This is a genomic window from Enterococcus sp. 3G6_DIV0642 (assembly GCF_002140635.1).
Lineage (GTDB): Bacteria > Bacillota > Bacilli > Lactobacillales > Enterococcaceae > Enterococcus_D > Enterococcus_D casseliflavus.
On the sequence record NZ_NGLH01000001.1, the window covers coordinates 2,058,497 to 2,076,474 of the forward strand.

A 17,978-nucleotide genomic window follows, 5' to 3' on the forward strand; every position below is an offset into this window, starting at 1 on the left:
TTTTGTTACTCATTGGCTTTCAGTGCATCGATCATATTGACATGTTTCAGTTTGAAATACATTGCGATCCCTACCACGCTTGAAAATAAGCAGGTCAATCCAGCGGCATACACATAGCTCATTGGTTCGACTGTCGGTGAAAACATGGCGATATCGACTTCAATGGTCTGTAAGACAAATTGATGCTGAAGCACCCCTAATAATAAACCAAATGCAATGCCGAAGATCGTCAGAAAGATATTTTCACGAAAGACGTACATGGTCACTTCTCGATCATAAAAGCCCAATACTTTGATGGTCGACAACTCGCGAATGCGTTCCGCTATATTGATGTTGTTCAAGTTGTACAACACGATAAAGGCTAATGCCCCCGCAGACGAGATCAAGATCCAGATGACGATGTTCAAGGTTGCTGTCGTGTCATCTAAGGCATCCGCTGAAGCTGAGAGGAAGGAAACATTGATGACATTGTCTTGTGCCATCAAATCAGCCGCGATCGCTTCTTCCTCCGATTTCGTCAAACGCTGACTGAATTTCAATAACTCACTGTTGTAAGAAGGGGCGGCCTGAAAGATCTTTTGATACGCATCTGGGGTCAAATAAGCAAAATGCTCTGTGTAGTTTTCTGCGATTGCAGCCACATTCAGTTCAAATGCTTCGCCGCTTTCATTCGTCAACGTTATCATATCACCCACCGATAATCCAAACAACTTAGCAAGCTTTTCATTGATGATGGCGCCCTCTCCTTCTAGCTCGTAAGCTTCTCCTGAAACCCGATCATTCAAGTGGACAAATCTCGATAAAGCCGCAGGATCTTCTGGCACGGTGACGGTTACTTCTTGCTGCGTGACCCCCGATTGAGCCAACGTCAGACTTTCCGTATGCAAGAATAACCCTGCTTCAAAGCCTTCAATTTCTTCTGCGGCGGCTTTTGTTTCACTCATTGCTTCAGAATCCTCATCATCAAAGGTGATCACCGCCTGATACTGCCAGATTTTCTCAAACTGTAAAGGAATGATATTACTGATGGAATCTCTTAGGCCAAATCCAGTCAAGATCATTGACGTACATCCGGCGATCCCTAAGATGGTCATGAGCATTCTTGACTTGTAGCGAAACAGGTTTCGCATTGTAACTTTTTGAATAAAACTTAAATGCCGCCATATAACGGTGATTCTTTCTAAGAGAATTCGTTTTCCTGTTTTGGGTGCCTTTGGTCGTAACAATGAAGCGGATGACTGTCTTAAATCAAATCGTAAAACCAGCAACGCGATACCGATGGTGCAAAGCAAGCTGACTCCCACAGCAATCAATGAAAGCCGCAAATACCATGGGGTGTCATACTCCGTGAGATTGTAAAGCGGTCCATAAGCTTGAATGATGATTGCTGGAAAAAAGGAAAAGCCGACTGCTAGACCCAATACAGCACCTGTGATTCCTGCTGCAGAGGAATAAAGCAAAAATTTCTGTCCAATCTCCCAGTTACGATAGCCCAATGCTTTCAATGTACCGATCTCACTACGTTTTTCATCGATCATCCGCGTCATGGTGGTTAGACTGACTAACGCTGCAATCAAAAAGAAGATAACTGGGAAAATCGTCGCTAACGAAGAAACCCGTTCCGCATTGTCTTGGTACTCTGAATAACCAGGGTTCGCATCGCGGTTTGCGACACGATAAACTGCCGGTTTTAGATCCAACAATTCCTGCTCTTTTTCAGCAACTTCTTTTTTGGCATCTTCAAGTTTTTCGCGTTCTTTTGGTGCTCTTTCTTTAAATTCGTCAACCTTTTCTTGAAGGGTTGCTTCGTTTTCTCGATATTCTTGCCAACCAGCAGCTAATAAAGACTGACCCTTGGCTTTTTCAGAAGCTAAGGTCTCACGAGCGTCGCTTAGCTGCGTCTCTCCTTGGGTGATCTGGGTCTGCGCTTGTGCCAATTCTTGGCGCCCAGCTCTGATTTGGCTCCAGCCAGCATTGACTTGCTGTTGTGCCTGCTGAAGTTGCGCTTCTTGGTCATTGATCGTAGACAATTGCCCAAGTAATTGAGCACGTTGTTGCTCACCTTCGGCAATAAGTGGACGCAATGTATCTTCAGCTGCCGTCAGCATAGTAGCAATCATCGTTTCATCGATTTCCTCCAGATCAGGAACCGGACCAAGGACATCTGTCGGCAGGTTCAACTGTGCCAGAGCGGCTGTTATTTGTGCATAGACGGTAGGCAGCTGGGACATTTGCTCCTCTGCAGAAAGTTGACTCACACTTCTGATTTGATCCATGCCTTGGTATGCCAGCGCCAGTTGCTCCTCTACCTGCTGGATACCCCTTTGTAGTTCAGGTCTTTGTGCCAAAACGGGTGCCAACTGAGCTTGGGCTGACTGTACTTGGGCTTCTTGCTGAATCAATGCTTGTTCATTTTGATCTAGCAGGCGTTGATTTTCGATCAATGCCTGTTTCCCCTCAGCTAATTTTTGCGCTTCTACATTCAATTGCTCTTGGGCAGTTTGAATCTCTGTCTGAAAAGCTACTTCTTGTTCCGTCAACTCCTGATGCGCCTGCGCCAATTTCTCTGTTGCGTCGTCAAGTTCCGCTTGCGCTTGCTGCAATGCCTCTTCGCCATCACGGATCTGTTCTTTGGCTTCATCAATCGCTGGTTGCGCTTCATCGATCAACTCTTGCCGACGTCCTTGTGCCCGCGGAGCCAACCGTTCTTCTACTTCATCACTTACTTGATCCCTTTTTGTCTGATATGCTTCTGAATAGCTAGTCACTTGCGATAGCTCATCAAAACGAACTAACAATCTAGCATACGCAGTTTCTTTAAAATCTTCTTCTGGAATTACTGCAAAGTAATCGACTGTCCCATTCCCAACGGTACTATTGCCTCGATGAAAATTCTCAATAAATTCGGGACTATTGACAAAGCCAACGATCGTGTAAGTGTGCGTTGCTAGCTGGTTTTCACCGCTTTTTGGCAGTTCAAAAGTTTCATCTAGTGCAAACCCATCGCTGCTTTGTGCCGCTTGATCCAAAGCAATTTCCCCTGACTTTTGCGGCAATCGACCAGAAGTCACCTGATATTGATTGACTTGTCGCTCCTTCGAAAGGGAAAAGACACGGATCACGGCACGGTGATTTTCGGCATTGATATCGGCGATCTGCTCTGCTTCAACAGACGTGACACCAGGCATTTCTTCAATGATTTCCCGATCGGCAGTCGACAACCCTAAAGTTGACGCAATCGTAAAGTCCGCTAATTTCTGGCGAGCAAAGTAATCTTCAGCAGCTTGTTCCATATTCGGACCTGTTGCACTGATCCCCACAAAAAAAGCGACCCCTAAGAAGATAATGCCTAATATGGACAAAAACCGCCCGGGTGCTTGCCTAATTTCACGTAAACTGGAACGTAATAATGTTTTTTTCATAGGCATTTACCAAGAAATAGAGGCAATTGGAATCGGATGAGTATTTTTTTCCATCTTGCGGACCTTTGCATCATTGATATGGATCACACGATCAGCCATGGGAGCCAATGCGCTGTTATGTGTAATGATCAAAACGGTCGTCCCAGTCTCACGAGCCGTTTTTTCTAGAATTGCTAGAATCTGTTTCCCCGTTTCATAGTCAAGTGCCCCAGTTGGTTCATCACAAAGCAGCAATTTGGGCTTCTTCGCTATAGCACGAGCGATCGTGACTCGCTGCTGCTCGCCACCAGACAATTGCGCTGGAAAGTGATCCAAGCGATCACCAAGCCCAACTTGGGTCAAGATCTCAGCAGCATCAAGTGCCTCTGGCACGATTTGTGCTGAGAGTTCAACGTTTTCTCTGGCTGTCAAATTAGGGACCAAATTATAAAACTGAAAGACAAAACCGACATCTTTGCGGCGATAGGTCGTCAATTGTTTGGCATCAAAGCCAGCAATATCTGTTCCATCAACGATCACTTTGCCACTGTCACATTGATCCATTCCGCCAAGTATGTTCAAAACGGTGGACTTACCAGCGCCACTAGGACCAAGGATCAGTGCGATCTCTCCTTTTTCTACAGAAAACGAAACACCATCATTAGCAGCAATGACCGTGTCGCCCATTGTGTATTTCTTCACTTCTTTCACAACTTCGATATAACTCATTATGTTCCTCCAAGAATTCCAGCGCCGCATGCGCTTTCTCGCTTAATAGTGTATCATACTTATTCCTGCGAAAGAAACAGCAAAAAAGCAGCTCATTTTATCAAATTAAAAAATCTGAGACAAAATGATGCTCATTCTGTCCCAGAATCGATTTTACACTTCCATCTAATTTGATTGACAAAGAACAAAAACCAATTATTGTGCTTGGTCGGCAATTCTTCGCTGGGTTTCTTCCCAAAGTTTTTGCGCTTGCTGCCGCTCATCAAGGATCTCCGTCGGCACTGCCTGACGGTCGACAAAGTAGCGCCCGCTAGTGCCAGCTACCTCGGGGCTTAGTGCCAAATATATCGCTGTATCAGACCCTTCCTCTGGTGTTTTGAAAAAAGGCGTGAGCATTTTGTAGACAGATTGACCAAATCCTGTTTGTCGGCTGACCCCTAAGCTGGTCGCCACAGCTCCCGGATGCAAGGCATTGGCAGTAACGGTCGTATTGCGCAATTGAAAGGCAAGTGCATCCGTAAATAAAATCAGGGCTTTTTTTGAGCGACCATATTCCCGCCAAGGTAAAAAATCCGGTACATCGAAAAAGCGCTGATCCTTTTTCTTTACAAATTTGTAAGCACCAGAAGCAACATTAACGATCCTACCAGCATCCGCACGTTTTATTAGCGGCAATAACTGACGGGTCAGTTCAAAATGCCCCACGTAGTTTACGCCCAGCATTTGTTCAAATCCATCGGCTGTTCGCTCTTTTTTTAAATTGACGATGCCCGCATTATTGATCAGTACATCCACTTTCTCAAAGCGGGCATTGATTTCAGCGGCTGACTTGCGTACGCTAGCCAATGACCCCAAATCACCGATCACTAGATCAATGCTTGGATTGCCTGTCTCTTCCTTCAAACGTTGCTGTGCTGCCTGCCCTCGTTCGGCAGAACGGCAATACAAAATCACATGCATCCCCAATTCTGCCAATTGTTTGGCTGTTGCAAAGCCCATGCCAGCGTTGGCACCCGTAACTAAAATCGTCTTCAATTTGCCACCTTCCCCTTCTAAGAATACCGGTTTCTTTCATCATAACTGAAAATAAAAAAATCTGCTCAAAAAACAGATCAAGAGAAGCTCTCTTCTTGTTTCTTGAAGCAGATTGTTTCATTTTATGCTTGGTAACGGCAAACACCATCTAAATAAGTGGCTGCTAAATTCATTTCTTGATCCAAAACAATGAAGTCAGCTGGACGACCTTGTTTGATCATACCGCAAGCGTGGTCGATCTTGCAGCTGATCGCTGGGATCAAGCTTGCCATCATGACCGCTTCTTGAGGGGTAGCGATTCCCCAGTCTACAACATTTTTCACGGCTTCTTTTAGTTTCAAGATGCTGCCAGCAAGATTGCCTGTTTCCATTCGAGCCGTGCCATCTTTTACCACTACTGGAAATTCACCTAAAATGTAATCACCGTCTGGCATACCGCCAGCCATCATACAGTCGGTGATCAAGGCCACATGGTCGTGACCAGCTTTTTCCATCAAAATCTCAGCTGCTTGAGGATGTACATGGTGGCCATCACAAATCAACTCAGAAAAAACTTCTTTTAATGAAAGTAAGGCACCAACCATTCCAGGTTCACGATGGTTTAATCCGCGCATTCCGTTGAAGGCATGAACAAAGACACTGGCACCAGCTTCTACTGCTGTTTGCGCTTCTTGTAACGTTCCATTACTATGCCCTAGTGCAACCACTACGCCTTCTTCCGTCACTTGCGAAACAAATTCACTCACACCTTCGCGCTCAGGAGCCAAGGCGATTTTTTTGATAATTCCACCAGAAGCTTCTTGCCATTCATGGAAGGTATCAATATCAGGATCACCAAAGTAGATTGGATTTTGCGCCCCTTTATGTTCTTCAGTAAAGAACGGACCTTCAAAGTAGATCCCTTGGATTTTTGCTCCTGTAACTTCGTCTTTGACTTTCCCAACGGTTTCAGCAACATCACGCAACCGTTCTTTGCTGGATGTTAAGGTTGTCGGTAAGAAAGATGTCACACCACAAGACAAAAGACCTTCTGACATGGCTTTGATGCCTTCTGCATCGTTATCCATCACATCATGGTTCATAAACCCGTGGATATGAGTATCCACAAGACCCGGTGCTACCCATTTGCCTGAATAATCTTCTACGTCTGCACCAGCAGGGACTTCTTCGACGATCGCGCCGAATTTTCCCTCCTTGACCTCCAAGTAACCAGGGCCATGAACCGCTGATTTCAGAAAGAATTTGTCTGCGTAAATATATTTATTCATCTTGATCGCTCCTCTATTTCTTTTCTTCCTTAAAAGTACTCTTATTTGTAGCAGAAGTCAAGAAAGGTCTACACCACTTTGTCAGATTGGCGAATATCCATGACGGCACGATACAGTTGAAAACTTTTTTCAGCCGCTTTTTCTTCTTTTAGTCTTTGAAGCAATTGTCCTTTTAGTTCAAACAATTCTTCAAGAAAATACAAGCTATTTTTCTCTCTTGCTAGGGCAATGCCTTCGTTGGTTACTTTTAGCGCGCGACAGTCTTCTTGTTGCTCCTTTAAAAAGACCGCATAGTTGTAATAAATTTTGGTCAGCGCTGTGGACAGTCGCTCCGGCGGCAAGGCATGCATGGCATCGTAGGCTTTTTCTAAATAAAAACGCGCCTCACCCAGTTGCAGCAAATCACTATAGACGCGACCCATGCAGCTCAGGATACGAATTTCCATCACCGAAACATTGGTCTTATCCTGTTGATAGGAATAAGCCAATCCTTTTTTCAGCGCCTCAAGGGCGGCATCATAGTTTTGATCGAGGAAATAATCACAGCTGCCTAGATAGTAGTAATACATTTGCATATCTGAATCCAGATACAAATAATCCTTGATCGCCTTGTCTTCCATTTTTTCCCGCATTTCTTGAAATTGTTTATGGACAAAGTGTGATTCGATCTCGGCAAAGATTTGATTGGTTTTGTTGATCTCTTCCGAATGAAGCATCATTACTTGATCTAAGGTGACGCCTAAGCGTTGGCAGATTTGATACATCACCCAGACATTGGGCAGCTCTTCGTTGTTTTCGATACGACTTAACACGCTTTGCGAACAAATATCTTCCGCTAACATCTTCTGGGTCATCTTTCGTTTCAACCGAATTGAACGGATATTTTGACCAAAAGATTCATCTCTTTTTTTCATAATCGTCCTCCAGGGGGAATTCTAAAAAAATCGAACGTTTCTTGTCAAAAATGCGAATTCGCATTTTTAATTTTCTTTATTTTAGCACATAATGACAAAAAGGAAAGCAATTTCAAGAATGTCTTGTTATTTTTCCACAATTTCAAATGAGGTGTTAAGATGACGATCGACAGTACGATCTTTTTTACATGGGAAGGCAAAAAATACCAAGGGATCATCGAACGGGAATATGAAAATTCGGTCCTCGTTCAAGTGACCGATCCTAGTGCTGAAATGCTGGATAAGTTTACCAATCGGATGATTGTCAGCAAAAAAATTTGTCAACCAGTTACCGAATAAAAACATAAGCACCGCTCCCTCACGATTGCTGAAGGAGCGGTGCTTTTTCATGTACTTACTTCTGGCGATACGCTGCCAAGAATTCTGTCATTTTTTCAGCAGTCGTTTTTAAATCTTCCATATTAGGAAGATAGACGATTCGGAAATGATCGGGCTGTTGCCAATTGAACCCACCGCCGTGCACCAACAAGATATGGTGTTCATGTAAAAAGTCGAGAACAAATTGTTCATCATTGGTAATGTTAAAGCGCTGAATATCAATTTTAGGAAAAATATAAAAGGCTGCTTTCGGTTTCACTGCTGACAATCCAGGAATATCATTGATCGCCTTGTAGATAAACTCTCTTTGTTCATAGATTCGACCACCTGGCAGCAGCAGCTCATCGGAGCTTTGATAGCCGCCTAATGCAGTCTGGACGATTTGTTGCGATAAAACATTGGAACACAGCCGCATCGAAGACAACATATTCAAGCCTTCGATATAGTCTTTGACATTGGACTTATCCCCGCTGAGAACCATCCAGCCAACGCGGAAGCCTGCCACTCGGTGAGACTTAGACAAACCGCCTAGCGTCACAACGAAGCGATCTGGTGCTAGTGTAGCAATCGGTACATGGACATAATCATCCATGACTAAACGGTCATAGATCTCATCGGAGAAAATGATCAAGTCATGCTCACGAGCAACCTCGACGATTTGTTGTAAAACTTCTTTCGGATAAACGGCACCGGTGGGATTATTTGGATTAATAATGACGATGGCCTTCGTCTTGCTGGTTACTTTGGCTTTGATATCCTCGATATCAGGATTCCAATCTGCTTGTTCATCACAAATATAATGGACGGGTTTTCCGCCAGCTAATGAGATCGAAGCAGTCCACAAAGGATAGTCTGGCATCGGCACGAGCACTTCGTCCCCATTGTTACATAACCCTTGCATACACATCGTGATCAGCTCGGAAACACCATTACCTGTGTAAATATCATTGATGGTCACATCAGGAAATTTTTGTAATTGATAATATTGCTCGATCGCTTTACGTGCCGAGAAAATCCCTTTTGAATCAGAATAGCCTTCCGACTCTCGCACATTCATGATTAAATCTCTAACGATTTCATTTGGGGCTTCAAAGCCAAAGGGCGCGGGATTCCCAGTATTTAATTTTAAGATACTGATGCCTTCTTCTTGCATCCGATCAGCTTCTTCTAAAACAGGGCCGCGTACATCATAACTGACCCCTTCAAGTTTTGACGACTTTGAAAATTTCTTCATATTCCATTTCTCCTTTAACCATAGGTCAACGTCAGGTTATTGGTTCTCGTCGTTGATCTCTTTTCAGATTGAACCTATTATAGCAAAAAAATTTTAACTGTGGCGAAAATTTTTCACCTCTGGGTCGAGAGCGCTTGCCCTGCGTTCATCCACTGAATTTGGTTCATTCAGGAATTTTCAGGAAAATACTTCAAGTACAATTCATTTAACGCCAAATGCCCCACCGAAAAATCAGTGATTCCTGCTGCGATAAAACGTTGCGGCAACTGCGGATCGCTGATTTCTACTAGATAGATCCGCCCTTGCAGATCGATAGTCACTGTCGTTAACTCTGGAAAAGCCACCAAGAAATCCGCCGAATCCGTCTTTACATACAACGGTTCATTGACTAACGACTTTCGGCCAAGGTATTCGTGAATGATCTTACCGTCTTTTAAAAACAAGACCCGATCCGCGTAAGAATCTAAATTCGTCAAAATATGCGAAGCGATCACGATTGCTTTCTTTTGCTCCCGCAAGGCTTTCAACACGTTGGAGATCAATTCGACATTTGTCGGATCTAAGCCATTCATCACCTCATCCATCAACATGTATGGCGTATCTGTCACGATCTGCATCGCAAAGCACAGACGTTGCCGCATCCCCAGCGAATAGGTTCCCACTGGGCGTTTGATGTAATCGCTCATTCGCAAACGAGCAATCGTTTCTTCCACCAAGCGTTCCTCTGAACGCCACATTCGCTGATACAGTTTCAAATGCTCGAGTCCGCTTAAATCATTGTACAAATCATTTTGGTCAGGAAAAAATGAAATTTGTTGATGCGCTGCCACTTCTGATTTTTTGGTCACATATACTTGACTGCCGTTTAAAAATACTGCGCCTTCATTCGGCTGGATGAAATTCATCACCACATTCAATAGTGTGGATTTCCCAGTGCCGTTAGGGGCGACTAACCCGACGATCTCCCCGGGAGAAAAAGCAACGGAAAGTTGATCCAATACTTTTCTCGTATACGTGACAGTCACATTTTTCAGTTCTAACATATCGTTCCTCCTATGCCAAATGAAATTTTTTGCGTTGGATCGTCAAAAAGAAACACATTTCGATCAGAAGCCAAACCCCGCCTAATAAAAGTAAGCCTTTCTCAATCGTAAATCCTGCAGAACCAAAGTAAAAGCGTGTCCAGCCTGAAAGGACTTGTCCCACATTTTGATACAGATAGACATACAGCGTTTTATCAAGGTAGGCACTAAACCAGCGCCGTTGGAAAAGAAAGGGCGAAAGCAAACAAAAACCAGCCACAAGCAGATTAATCAGCTCTGAGCGAAACAGGGCACTGAACAGCAAGATGCCACGACAATAAAGAAACTGCAAGAAAAGTGTTGCAAGAAAACATTGACTTAGAAAAAGACCGATGGATTGGGTCTCAAAAGCATTGAAATCTGTGATCGGATAGCGGGCATCAAAGGTCGATGATAAAATCGTGACTGGCAGTTCCAAGGAACCAAAGCCGAATTGAATTCCAGAGCCAAACCAGATAAAGAACATGGTTCCTAGCGTTGCGATTGCAGAACCAACCATCAACGCTGCCGTTTTGCTCCAAAGGATCTCTTCTGTCGATAATGGCAGTGAAAGAAACAGGGATTTATGTCTTCGTTCTTTTGGTAAGCAATCGATCGCCAAAAATAAAGAAACAGCAAGCAACAGAATCGGTAAATATCCAGTAAAACTTCGCTGTAATGCTTGCACCCCCGTTTTTTGCTCCATGACTGCTTGAGAGAGTTTGCTATTGGGCAGCTGGCTAAAAGCCTCCATCAGTTTTGCGGTTGATGCATAGCCGAAGCGCCCGTCATACCCAGCGTAGTAATTTTGAAACGTATAATAATCCGGTGTATAAAAAACATTTCGTTCATCGGTAAACTGTAAGGCCAACTGATACCAATTACTTGTCCCTTGGGCATAAGCTTGCCAGTCTTCATCGGCTAGCGCATCTAACCGTTGTTTTTCTGCTTCATTCCATGGTGTAAACATTTCGACTGCCATGATTGCCGACCAATGGTCAGAAGGATTGGCTGCTTGTTGATCAAGAAAATCTTGTCGCACGGTATAGCGTTGTTGCATTTCTGTTTTATCTACTCGTTCAATCGGGCGAAAGTCTCTTTGCCAAAAACTGTAAACGCCGCTGTAGATCAGCAGCAAGCAAAAAAGGCCAATGGTTTTCTTGCTCTTTAAGAGTTGTCGTAATTCAAATAAAAAATAGTCTTTCATCCTTTGCCTCCTCTCAACAAGCGATTCTGTTTATCTGCAACGAGCATGATGCTTAAACAAAGGAAGATCCACACCAGCGTCAGCAGCCAACTGGCATAGACGCCCCAAGAAGTGCCAGAGCCCAAAGCAAAGGCACCCGAATAAAATTTATCCATAGCAGCTAGATGAACTGGTAATATAGGGATCTTTTGCAGCATCGGAATCAAGCCGAATCCATAAAAAAGCACCAGTAAAAAGAAAGAGACGTATCGATTGGCTGCGACCATGTTCATGACAAAACCTAAGCATTCGATCAAACCAATCAGCAAGGCAAAAGAAACCATACTAGATAAAACGCTCTGCCAAAAAGGTAAGGCTACCCAATCCCCATTGAGATAGACGGCTACTGGATACTGCCAATCCCCGAACTCCCCCAGAAGGCTCATTGAAAGAAACACGCCTAAGAAAAACACGAGCAAGATTCCTAAATTTGTGATCGTTTTGACAAAAACCTTACTGACCATCCGTATCGGGAAAATCTGCGGGTACGAGCGAATCAAAGAGAAGTGTTCTCTTTCTTCTATCAAATTGTCACTGGCAAAAAAAGCCCAAAAGAAGAACCCAAAATTCAGTAAAAGCATTATTGCCAAAGCGACAGCGGTCTGGGTATTGGCAGCCGTGAGGACCGGCTCTTTTTCTTGCTCGGCTAATGCTTGATAGACCGTTTGCTCTTGTTCGATCGTCCACATAGGCGGTAAAAAGGCTTTGTCATCAACTTCAGACGCCCAAATCTGCTTTTTTAGTTCTGCAATTTGAATACTCGTTTGATTAAATCGTTCGTATTCCTCCATAATCAAGTTGGATAACTGCCGTGAGGTCAGTGTATTATTTTCAAGCAAAAGTTGATATACCTCTTGCTGGTCAGGCGAGCCCGACTGATTGGCTTGGTAGCGATCAACAAGCCGTGAGGCCTCCGCTTTTTCGGCGGTAATGGTAGCGGGCAAGTTGACGGGTTCCATCAGTTTCAAATAAACGGAAAAACTGCAGCCTAAACTAAAGGCACCAATGAGTAGGAAGATGAATACTTTCTGCTTAACAGCTTTTGCCAGTTGGTTTTTAAAATAGTTCATTTGCTCTCCTCTCAAAAAAATAATTATTCATTCTTTTAGCATACCTTTTATGGAAAAAAATGCAATCTAAAGTCTGAAAATTCTTTCAAATAGCATTTGGAAAAGTTATTGACAAACCTGCTGAAAATCAGGTAAGATATTTTCTAGACGCGGCGTGACAGAACTACCTTAGCCTGCGTTTCCTTCTATAGTATTTGCGGAAATGACGGAATGGCAGACGTGCAAGATTGAGGGTCTTGTGAGCAATCGCTCGTGTGGGTTCAAATCCCATTTTCCGCATCCTTACAGCTTCCCCATTGTGGGAAGCTGTTTTTTGTTTGCGCAAAAGATCCCCTTGGCGATCCTTTAATGAATTCCCTCGATCGCTTTGCTCTTGAGTACCTACTCTTCAAAAGTTGAGAGTAACCTTCCTTTCCCAAAGATAAAAAATCCAATAAAAATCCTTTTATCATTGCATTTAGTGATATTTTTCATATAAAATGAATAATATAACAGGTATTAATGAAAACCAGTTCAATGTTCCGTTTTTTCTTATTAACGTATCAGAAACAATTGCTTGAATGAACTTGTGATGGAAATCTTTTCAACATTTTTTCCATTCACCTGCCCCCCTCCTTCCCCCAGATGAACCAACCTCTGCCGACCGTTTTCTCAGTTACTTTCGATAGAAAGAAGGAGCCTAATGAAAAAAAGAATACTGATCACCCTATTGTCATTCGTTATTTTGCTTATCGGCTGCACGAAGGCAAATGAAGAACTGTCAGAGACCGTTGCGCTTGGCATCGACGCACGACTGGAATATACAAACCAGTCTGGAACGGGTTGGGCCTATTATCAACCAGCGACCTTAGAATTGCTGATTGCCGGCAGCCAAGCCGAACTGGCTATTTTGGAAGAACTTGATTCTTCCGACGAAGACCTTCAGCAATTGATCAGCCACACGATTGATTTGATGGCAACCGCTGAACGAGCGTTAGTGGAGCGTCGGATCGATGTCCCTGCTTGGTTTGCTGCCCGCATTGGTTATAGCCATGCTCTGGCTGCGATTCATGAACGGAGCCCAATCATTCTCAGTAATCAAGACAACCTCAACAGTCTACTAGAGGTAGCAAACGAAACGATTCCTGAAGCCGATCCGCGGGAAAAGCTGGGGCTTTTGGCAGACGATATCGAGCAGCTTCAGCAGCTCACAGAAGATGCGCTTACTCTTCATCGCACAATCGAACTTGACGATGGACTCACTGCCACTGTTTACCACACAAGCGTAACGAATGTTGACGTCTTCGTTTTTGCGATGCCCGATGAGGAGTACGCATCTGGGTTTACTGTTCTGAATCGGGAAACTGCCGACGAGCAAAAAGCTGCTTTCTATGAAACGATTTTACGAGCGCTCGCCGTAAATATTCCTCGTGAATCATTGATGTTTATGAATCGATTCGATCAATCTTCTGATGAACATCAGCTGGCGGTGATGACCTATGGTTTTGATCATGACATTGATCAAGACATGGTCACTACCGTGTATCAACAGCTTCAAGAAGCAAACGCCAAACAAGAAGCAGCTACGGCTTTGCAGCAAGAGCAAAACAATGACGAACAAACTCAGACCGAGAATGAAGGATCTTCAGGACAAAGACGAGCGATAGCTCGTGCCGAATCCTATACGAACCTCATGGCTTTCTCACGTGCACGATTGATACAACAATTAGAATTTGAAGGGTTTCCCATAATGATGCACAATGGGCAGTTGATCAGCTCACGATTGATTGGAACGAGCAGGCGTTGAAGAAAGCAAATAGTTACCATTCCTTGATGAGTCTTCCTCCTGACAACATTCGCCGGTTATTGACTTTTGAAGACTTTTCAGAAGAACAAATCGACTACGCGATGACAAACATAGGTAACTAAAAGCTAGCGAAGAAAAGGGCATCGCGATGCCCATATGCTGTTGTAGTGACCCCAAAAAGTTAGGTTTTTTGGTCTAACTTTGGGGGTCAGTTGATGTCCCTTATATTGTGGCTATGTTTATACCCAAGAAAGTGCTCTGATGCGTTCATTCGTACAAATTGGCGAGGTTTACTAGAGTCTCACGAGGAGGAGAAAAATGAAAAAACAAGTTTTGTTGCCTTTATTACTAATACTGTCCCTGATTTCAGGATGTGGGACGATAAATTCAGCAAGCCCTGAGGAACTTTCTGAACGCATCGGTGCAGCTTTAGATGCTGGTTGGGAACATACCTATCATGCAGAAAATCTTACTTATGATTTAAGTATTGAAAATCTCGAACTGATGATTCGAGGCAAAGAAGCAGAATTGGCCTTTCTAGACCAGGTCAATAGCAACTCAAAACACAAGGCGGCATTCATTGAAAACACGGAAACAATGATCGCACTCGCTCAAGAAGCGATCGAAGCTCGCTATCTGGATATGCCCAGTTGGGTTGCCGCTCGCAATGGCCGTATCGAAGCCTTACTTGCCATCCATGAAGAGAGCCCGATCATCGTCAGTAGACGAGCAAAATTGCAAGAATTATTCAACGAATACGAAGAGGATTTGGCACTAGTGACCGCTGGAGCAAACAATCCTCTTGCCGATGAAGAAGGAATTAATGAAGATACACGAGAAAAGCTTGGTTTGACACCTGATACACTTGAACACTTACACCAACAAAGCGATGACCAAGAAATCGAGTGGCAGAGTGCGATTGATTTGGCGAACGGTGTGACCATGAATGTCTTTTCAACAAAACATGAGCCAGTGGGGATTCTCACATTTACGAATGCTGGTGAGACCTACCCTTCCGCAATCACTTTGTTTAATGGACAAACGACGGAAATCGTTCCCGAGATAATGACTCCTTACGAAGCCGTTTCCGCTTATTTTTACGAAATTGCCGATGCTGTTTATGAAACGATTCCATACGGTTATCGATTTCTGGTTGAATCACTATGGCTTGAACTGGAAAACGACAATCGTTTTCAATTCAGAACCTACGTGTTTGATAACGAAGTGACCGAGGAAACGATTTTAGCAGGGTTTCATCTCGCCCCGACTGTAGCAGCACGCTATGAGCGCGAAAACAATGCGACAGAACGAGAACTTGAAGCCTTTTTCCTCGTTAGAGCGCAAGGAAATCGTCGCTTTTATTCAAAACAAGAGATGGCAGAACTGTTAGAAACAGAAGGTTTTACTGCGGAGGAAACACAATGGGCACTAGAAACCCTAGATGTAGATTGGTATCGCCATGCTTTAGGACGCGCCAATCAATCCCGTCGGGTGTTAGGGATCCGTCAAAGAAATATGGCTGCTCATCTTGAAGGGAACGGCTTCTCACCTGATGAGATCGAATTTGCGATTGAAAACATGGAAAATTAATATGTAGGGGACGAGACCCCATTTCCCATTTTGTCTTAGCTTAAACAAAAAACCGACCAATCTTCCTGTTTAAGATTGGTCGGTTTCTTTATTTTTTGGTTTTGATTGGTACCATGGCTTTGCGCCGATGCTGCTTCATTATTGCTTGAAGACCATAGACACCAACTCCGATAATTCCTGCAAAAGCCGAAAAAGCAATAAAAATCACAGGAGACGCCCCACTTTCTATTAATTGTTTCCCTTGGACAAAGAAAAATAAGCCCATGCTGATCAATAATGCTAGAAATAGTGATTGTCCCGCCCCGTTTTTTTTCATGCTTGCTCTCCTTTTACTTGATTATAGGTTATTCTCTCATTTCATGAATGAAAAAACCTCCATCTTAAGGCTGATTCTTTCTTTCGATGATCAGATTGATCCCATTCGGATCAGTCAAATGCAAGCGGCTGTCTGTTTCTAACTCATACGAAACGCCACTTGCCTTTAGATGACTTCGTAACGTAGAAAAAGCCAAAGCTGGCAAAACGATCGTAAAGTACGCTAAGCCTAGATCCTGTTCTTCCATAGCTGGAACATTTCTTCCCATCCAAATATTCGATCCGATATGGTGATGGTACGCACCAGCAGCAAAAAACTTTGCTTGGCTACCAAAATCTGAGGTCAAACGCATGCCTAAAACTTCTGTGTAGAATTCTTCTGTTTTTGCCAAGTCCGCCACTTTCAAATGGACATGCCCCACCGTGGTGCCAACTGGAAAGGTCGTTTGAGATCGGTCAGCGGCTCCCAGGACGCCTTGCGCGTCCATTTCGATAGTAACGCCTACGATCTCACCATCTGCTCGAATATCCCATTCACTCATCGGTTTGTCACGATACACTTCGATCCCGTTTCCTTCTGGGTCGGTCAGATATAACGCTTCACTATATCCATGATCGCTGGCACCATCGAGGGGAGCTTTGGCTTCCAAATAATGAATCAGCATATTTCCTAGGTCTTTACGGCTAGGCAAAAGAAACGCCGTATGGAAAAGGCCTGTTTTCCGTGTCAAAGGCAACGGATCACTCACCTTCTCTAGAACTAAAAGCTCTTGCGCTCCCACGCCTAATCGCGCGTGATCTACACTTTGCTCCAATAAAGTCAGGCCGATCACGTCCGAATAAAACTGGCTCATTTTTTCTATGTTTGCTACTTTTAAAACGACTTTGCCAATTGCGGCTGTTGCATCGATTTGATAGGTGGATTGAATCATTGTCATCGCTATTTCCTCTTTTCTAAACAGTTAAATTCACTTGTACCTTTAAGTATAACACTAACTTTTAGTAAGTAAATAAATTTGCTTGCTGAGGAAAGGACTCCGTGATCTCCCGTGATTCCTAGAAACAAAGCAGTTCCTCATCAGTCACAATCAAAGACAACTCGCTCACTTTTTCAGTGCTTCAATCAGTGAAATGGCTGGCTGCATCGCTTCTTCGGTCGTCCCTTCTAACACAACATAACAATATGGCTTGTATTCAGCGGTGATGGCCAATAGTTGTTGATAATCAATCATTCCTTCTCCCAATGGGACTACCTTGATTTTCCCATCGATTACTTGATAATCTTTCAAGTGCAAGCAAACGATGGCATCGCCAAAGCGAGAAAAAGCTTCCCTTGTCAATGCGACTTGCTCTTGATAGTTCTTCGCAGTAATCAGATTGGTTGGATCAAAGATGATCCCTAAATAGTCAGAGGGTACCCGTTCCAGCAATTCTTCGATTCGGTCGATCGATGATAGTGGATGATTCAAGCCTGCTTCAATTCCTAGCATCACTTGATGTCTCTTAGCCACTTGGACCAAACGCTTGATCACCTGAACCAAATCATCGAAAACGACGTCACTAAAATTTTCCTCGGTATACCCCATATTTGGCAAAACCGAACCAGTTTCACTTGCGACCATAGCTGCATCAAAATATTTGGCATGTGCGAGATAGGTCTCGAATCTGGATAAAATCGTTTCCCGTTTTTCCAGATCAGGATGGATCAGATTACAATAACAACTTAATAAAGCGACCTGAACGTGAGATTGACCAAAAACTCGTTTGAAAAAGCGGCCTAAACCAGGGCTTAATTGCTCTGGCTCTGCCCATTGCGGGAAGGATTTATTTAATGCAAATTGAATGTTATGAATGTTTTGGGCGGCAATTTTTTGCGCTAATTCTTCTGGGGATCCATAATTCTTTAAATCATGCCCCCGAACAGTTAGTTGAAACATAGCTTCTCCTTTCT

16 protein-coding genes and 1 tRNA gene are annotated in these 17,978 nt (G+C 43.7%); 5 read left to right on the forward strand and 12 right to left on the reverse strand.

All coding sequences use genetic code 11. The features are described 5' to 3' along the window. Positions 1-5: 5 nt before the first annotated feature. The 5 genes from A5878_RS09845 to A5878_RS09865 form a co-directional block, all read right to left on the reverse strand. Positions 6-3,428: an FtsX-like permease family protein gene (locus tag A5878_RS09845; protein ID WP_086295504.1), complete on the reverse strand. Its 3,423-nt coding sequence runs from the start codon at positions 3,426-3,428 to the stop codon at positions 6-8. Next, entirely contained in the window at positions 3,429-4,130 is a 702-nt protein-coding gene (locus A5878_RS09850; RefSeq protein WP_015509898.1) for an ABC transporter ATP-binding protein, read from the reverse strand. A 195-nt stretch (positions 4,131-4,325) separates the two neighbouring features. Further along, positions 4,326-5,165 (reverse strand): SDR family oxidoreductase, encoded by an 840-nt coding sequence (locus tag A5878_RS09855; protein WP_074535219.1) that lies wholly within the window; start codon positions 5,163-5,165, stop codon positions 4,326-4,328. 122 nt (positions 5,166-5,287) lie between these two features. Further along, the gene (gene nagA, locus A5878_RS09860; protein WP_074535218.1) at positions 5,288-6,433 is read right to left on the reverse strand and encodes an N-acetylglucosamine-6-phosphate deacetylase; all 1,146 of its coding nucleotides are present in this window, start codon (positions 6,431-6,433) and stop codon (positions 5,288-5,290) included. A gap of 68 nt (positions 6,434-6,501) precedes the next feature. After that, positions 6,502-7,347 (reverse strand): helix-turn-helix domain-containing protein, encoded by an 846-nt coding sequence (locus tag A5878_RS09865; RefSeq protein WP_015509901.1) that lies wholly within the window; start codon positions 7,345-7,347, stop codon positions 6,502-6,504. 159 nt (positions 7,348-7,506) lie between these two features. Between A5878_RS09865 and A5878_RS09870 the strand changes: the two genes are divergently transcribed. Then, positions 7,507-7,686, forward strand: a complete 180-nt coding sequence (locus tag A5878_RS09870) for a hypothetical protein (protein WP_005229977.1) — start codon at positions 7,507-7,509, stop codon at positions 7,684-7,686. 55 nt (positions 7,687-7,741) lie between these two features. Here A5878_RS09870 and A5878_RS09875 read toward each other — a convergent pair whose 3' ends face one another. The 4 genes from A5878_RS09875 to A5878_RS09890 all read right to left on the reverse strand — a co-directional run bounded on the left by A5878_RS09875 (position 7,742) and on the right by A5878_RS09890 (position 12,336). Next, positions 7,742-8,959, reverse strand: a complete 1,218-nt coding sequence (locus A5878_RS09875; RefSeq protein ID WP_005229975.1) for a pyridoxal phosphate-dependent aminotransferase — start codon at positions 8,957-8,959, stop codon at positions 7,742-7,744. Positions 8,960-9,126: 167 nt separating this feature from the next. After that, positions 9,127-10,002 (reverse strand): ABC transporter ATP-binding protein, encoded by an 876-nt coding sequence (locus A5878_RS09880; protein WP_074535217.1) that lies wholly within the window; start codon positions 10,000-10,002, stop codon positions 9,127-9,129. Positions 10,003-10,012: 10 nt separating this feature from the next. Further along, complete coding sequence (locus A5878_RS09885; protein WP_074535216.1) at positions 10,013-11,227, reverse strand: ABC transporter permease subunit; 1,215 nt, start codon at positions 11,225-11,227, stop codon at positions 10,013-10,015. Next, positions 11,224-12,336: a hypothetical protein gene (locus A5878_RS09890; protein WP_081116635.1), complete on the reverse strand. Its 1,113-nt coding sequence runs from the start codon at positions 12,334-12,336 to the stop codon at positions 11,224-11,226. Before A5878_RS09890 ends, A5878_RS09885 begins: the two co-directional genes overlap by 4 nt. A 196-nt stretch (positions 12,337-12,532) precedes the next feature. On the opposite strand from A5878_RS09890, the gene A5878_RS09895 reads away from it, so the two are divergent. The 4 genes from A5878_RS09895 (at position 12,533) to A5878_RS09905 (ending at position 15,712) form a co-directional block, all read left to right on the forward strand. Beyond that, positions 12,533-12,615: transfer RNA gene (locus tag A5878_RS09895), tRNA-Leu, on the forward strand. A gap of 403 nt (positions 12,616-13,018) precedes the next feature. Beyond that, complete coding sequence (locus tag A5878_RS09900) at positions 13,019-14,122, forward strand: Ltp family lipoprotein (protein WP_256925785.1); 1,104 nt, start codon at positions 13,019-13,021, stop codon at positions 14,120-14,122. Between the two features lie 26 nt (positions 14,123-14,148). After that, positions 14,149-14,244 (forward strand): Ltp family lipoprotein, encoded by a 96-nt coding sequence (locus tag A5878_RS17700; RefSeq protein ID WP_256925804.1) that lies wholly within the window; start codon positions 14,149-14,151, stop codon positions 14,242-14,244. 196 nt (positions 14,245-14,440) lie between these two features. Then, on the forward strand, positions 14,441-15,712 hold the full coding sequence (locus A5878_RS09905) for a hypothetical protein (protein WP_081116633.1): 1,272 nt from the start codon (positions 14,441-14,443) through the stop codon (positions 15,710-15,712). An 88-nt stretch (positions 15,713-15,800) separates the two neighbouring features. On the opposite strand, the gene A5878_RS09910 is transcribed toward A5878_RS09905, so the two are convergent. From A5878_RS09910 to A5878_RS09920, 3 genes are all read right to left on the reverse strand, one after another. Next, positions 15,801-16,028: a hypothetical protein gene (locus tag A5878_RS09910; RefSeq protein WP_005229963.1), complete on the reverse strand. Its 228-nt coding sequence runs from the start codon at positions 16,026-16,028 to the stop codon at positions 15,801-15,803. A gap of 64 nt (positions 16,029-16,092) precedes the next feature. Beyond that, on the reverse strand, positions 16,093-16,965 hold the full coding sequence (locus A5878_RS09915; RefSeq protein ID WP_081116632.1) for a VOC family protein: 873 nt from the start codon (positions 16,963-16,965) through the stop codon (positions 16,093-16,095). 165 nt (positions 16,966-17,130) lie between these two features. Continuing rightward, positions 17,131-17,964: a sugar phosphate isomerase/epimerase gene (locus A5878_RS09920; protein WP_074535211.1), complete on the reverse strand. Its 834-nt coding sequence runs from the start codon at positions 17,962-17,964 to the stop codon at positions 17,131-17,133. Between the last annotated feature and the right edge of the window lie 14 nt (positions 17,965-17,978).

Excerpts from the sequence above, each read along its gene's own strand:
- A5878_RS09880 (WP_074535217.1), bottom strand. The coding sequence starts at position 10,002 with ATGTTAGAACTGAAAAATGTGACTGTCACGTATACGAGAAAAGTATTG.
- A5878_RS09875 (WP_005229975.1), bottom strand. The coding sequence starts at position 8,959 with ATGAAGAAATTTTCAAAGTCGTCAAAACTTGAAGGGGTCAGTTATGAT.
- A5878_RS09900 (WP_256925785.1), top strand. The coding sequence starts at position 13,019 with ATGAAAAAAAGAATACTGATCACCCTATTGTCATTCGTTATTTTGCTT.
- A5878_RS17700 (WP_256925804.1), top strand. The coding sequence starts at position 14,149 with ATGAGTCTTCCTCCTGACAACATTCGCCGGTTATTGACTTTTGAAGAC.
- A5878_RS09890 (WP_081116635.1), bottom strand. The coding sequence starts at position 12,336 with ATGAACTATTTTAAAAACCAACTGGCAAAAGCTGTTAAGCAGAAAGTA.
- A5878_RS09920 (WP_074535211.1), bottom strand. The coding sequence starts at position 17,964 with ATGTTTCAACTAACTGTTCGGGGGCATGATTTAAAGAATTATGGATCC.
- A5878_RS09865 (WP_015509901.1), bottom strand. The coding sequence starts at position 7,347 with ATGAAAAAAAGAGATGAATCTTTTGGTCAAAATATCCGTTCAATTCGG.
- A5878_RS09870 (WP_005229977.1), top strand. The coding sequence starts at position 7,507 with ATGACGATCGACAGTACGATCTTTTTTACATGGGAAGGCAAAAAATAC.
- A5878_RS09850 (WP_015509898.1), bottom strand. The coding sequence starts at position 4,130 with ATGAGTTATATCGAAGTTGTGAAAGAAGTGAAGAAATACACAATGGGC.
- nagA (WP_074535218.1), bottom strand. The coding sequence starts at position 6,433 with ATGAATAAATATATTTACGCAGACAAATTCTTTCTGAAATCAGCGGTT.
- A5878_RS09915 (WP_081116632.1), bottom strand. The coding sequence starts at position 16,965 with ATGACAATGATTCAATCCACCTATCAAATCGATGCAACAGCCGCAATT.
- A5878_RS09885 (WP_074535216.1), bottom strand. The coding sequence starts at position 11,227 with ATGAAAGACTATTTTTTATTTGAATTACGACAACTCTTAAAGAGCAAG.
- A5878_RS09845 (WP_086295504.1), bottom strand. The coding sequence starts at position 3,428 with ATGCCTATGAAAAAAACATTATTACGTTCCAGTTTACGTGAAATTAGG.
- A5878_RS09910 (WP_005229963.1), bottom strand. The coding sequence starts at position 16,028 with ATGAAAAAAAACGGGGCGGGACAATCACTATTTCTAGCATTATTGATC.
- A5878_RS09905 (WP_081116633.1), top strand. The coding sequence starts at position 14,441 with ATGAAAAAACAAGTTTTGTTGCCTTTATTACTAATACTGTCCCTGATT.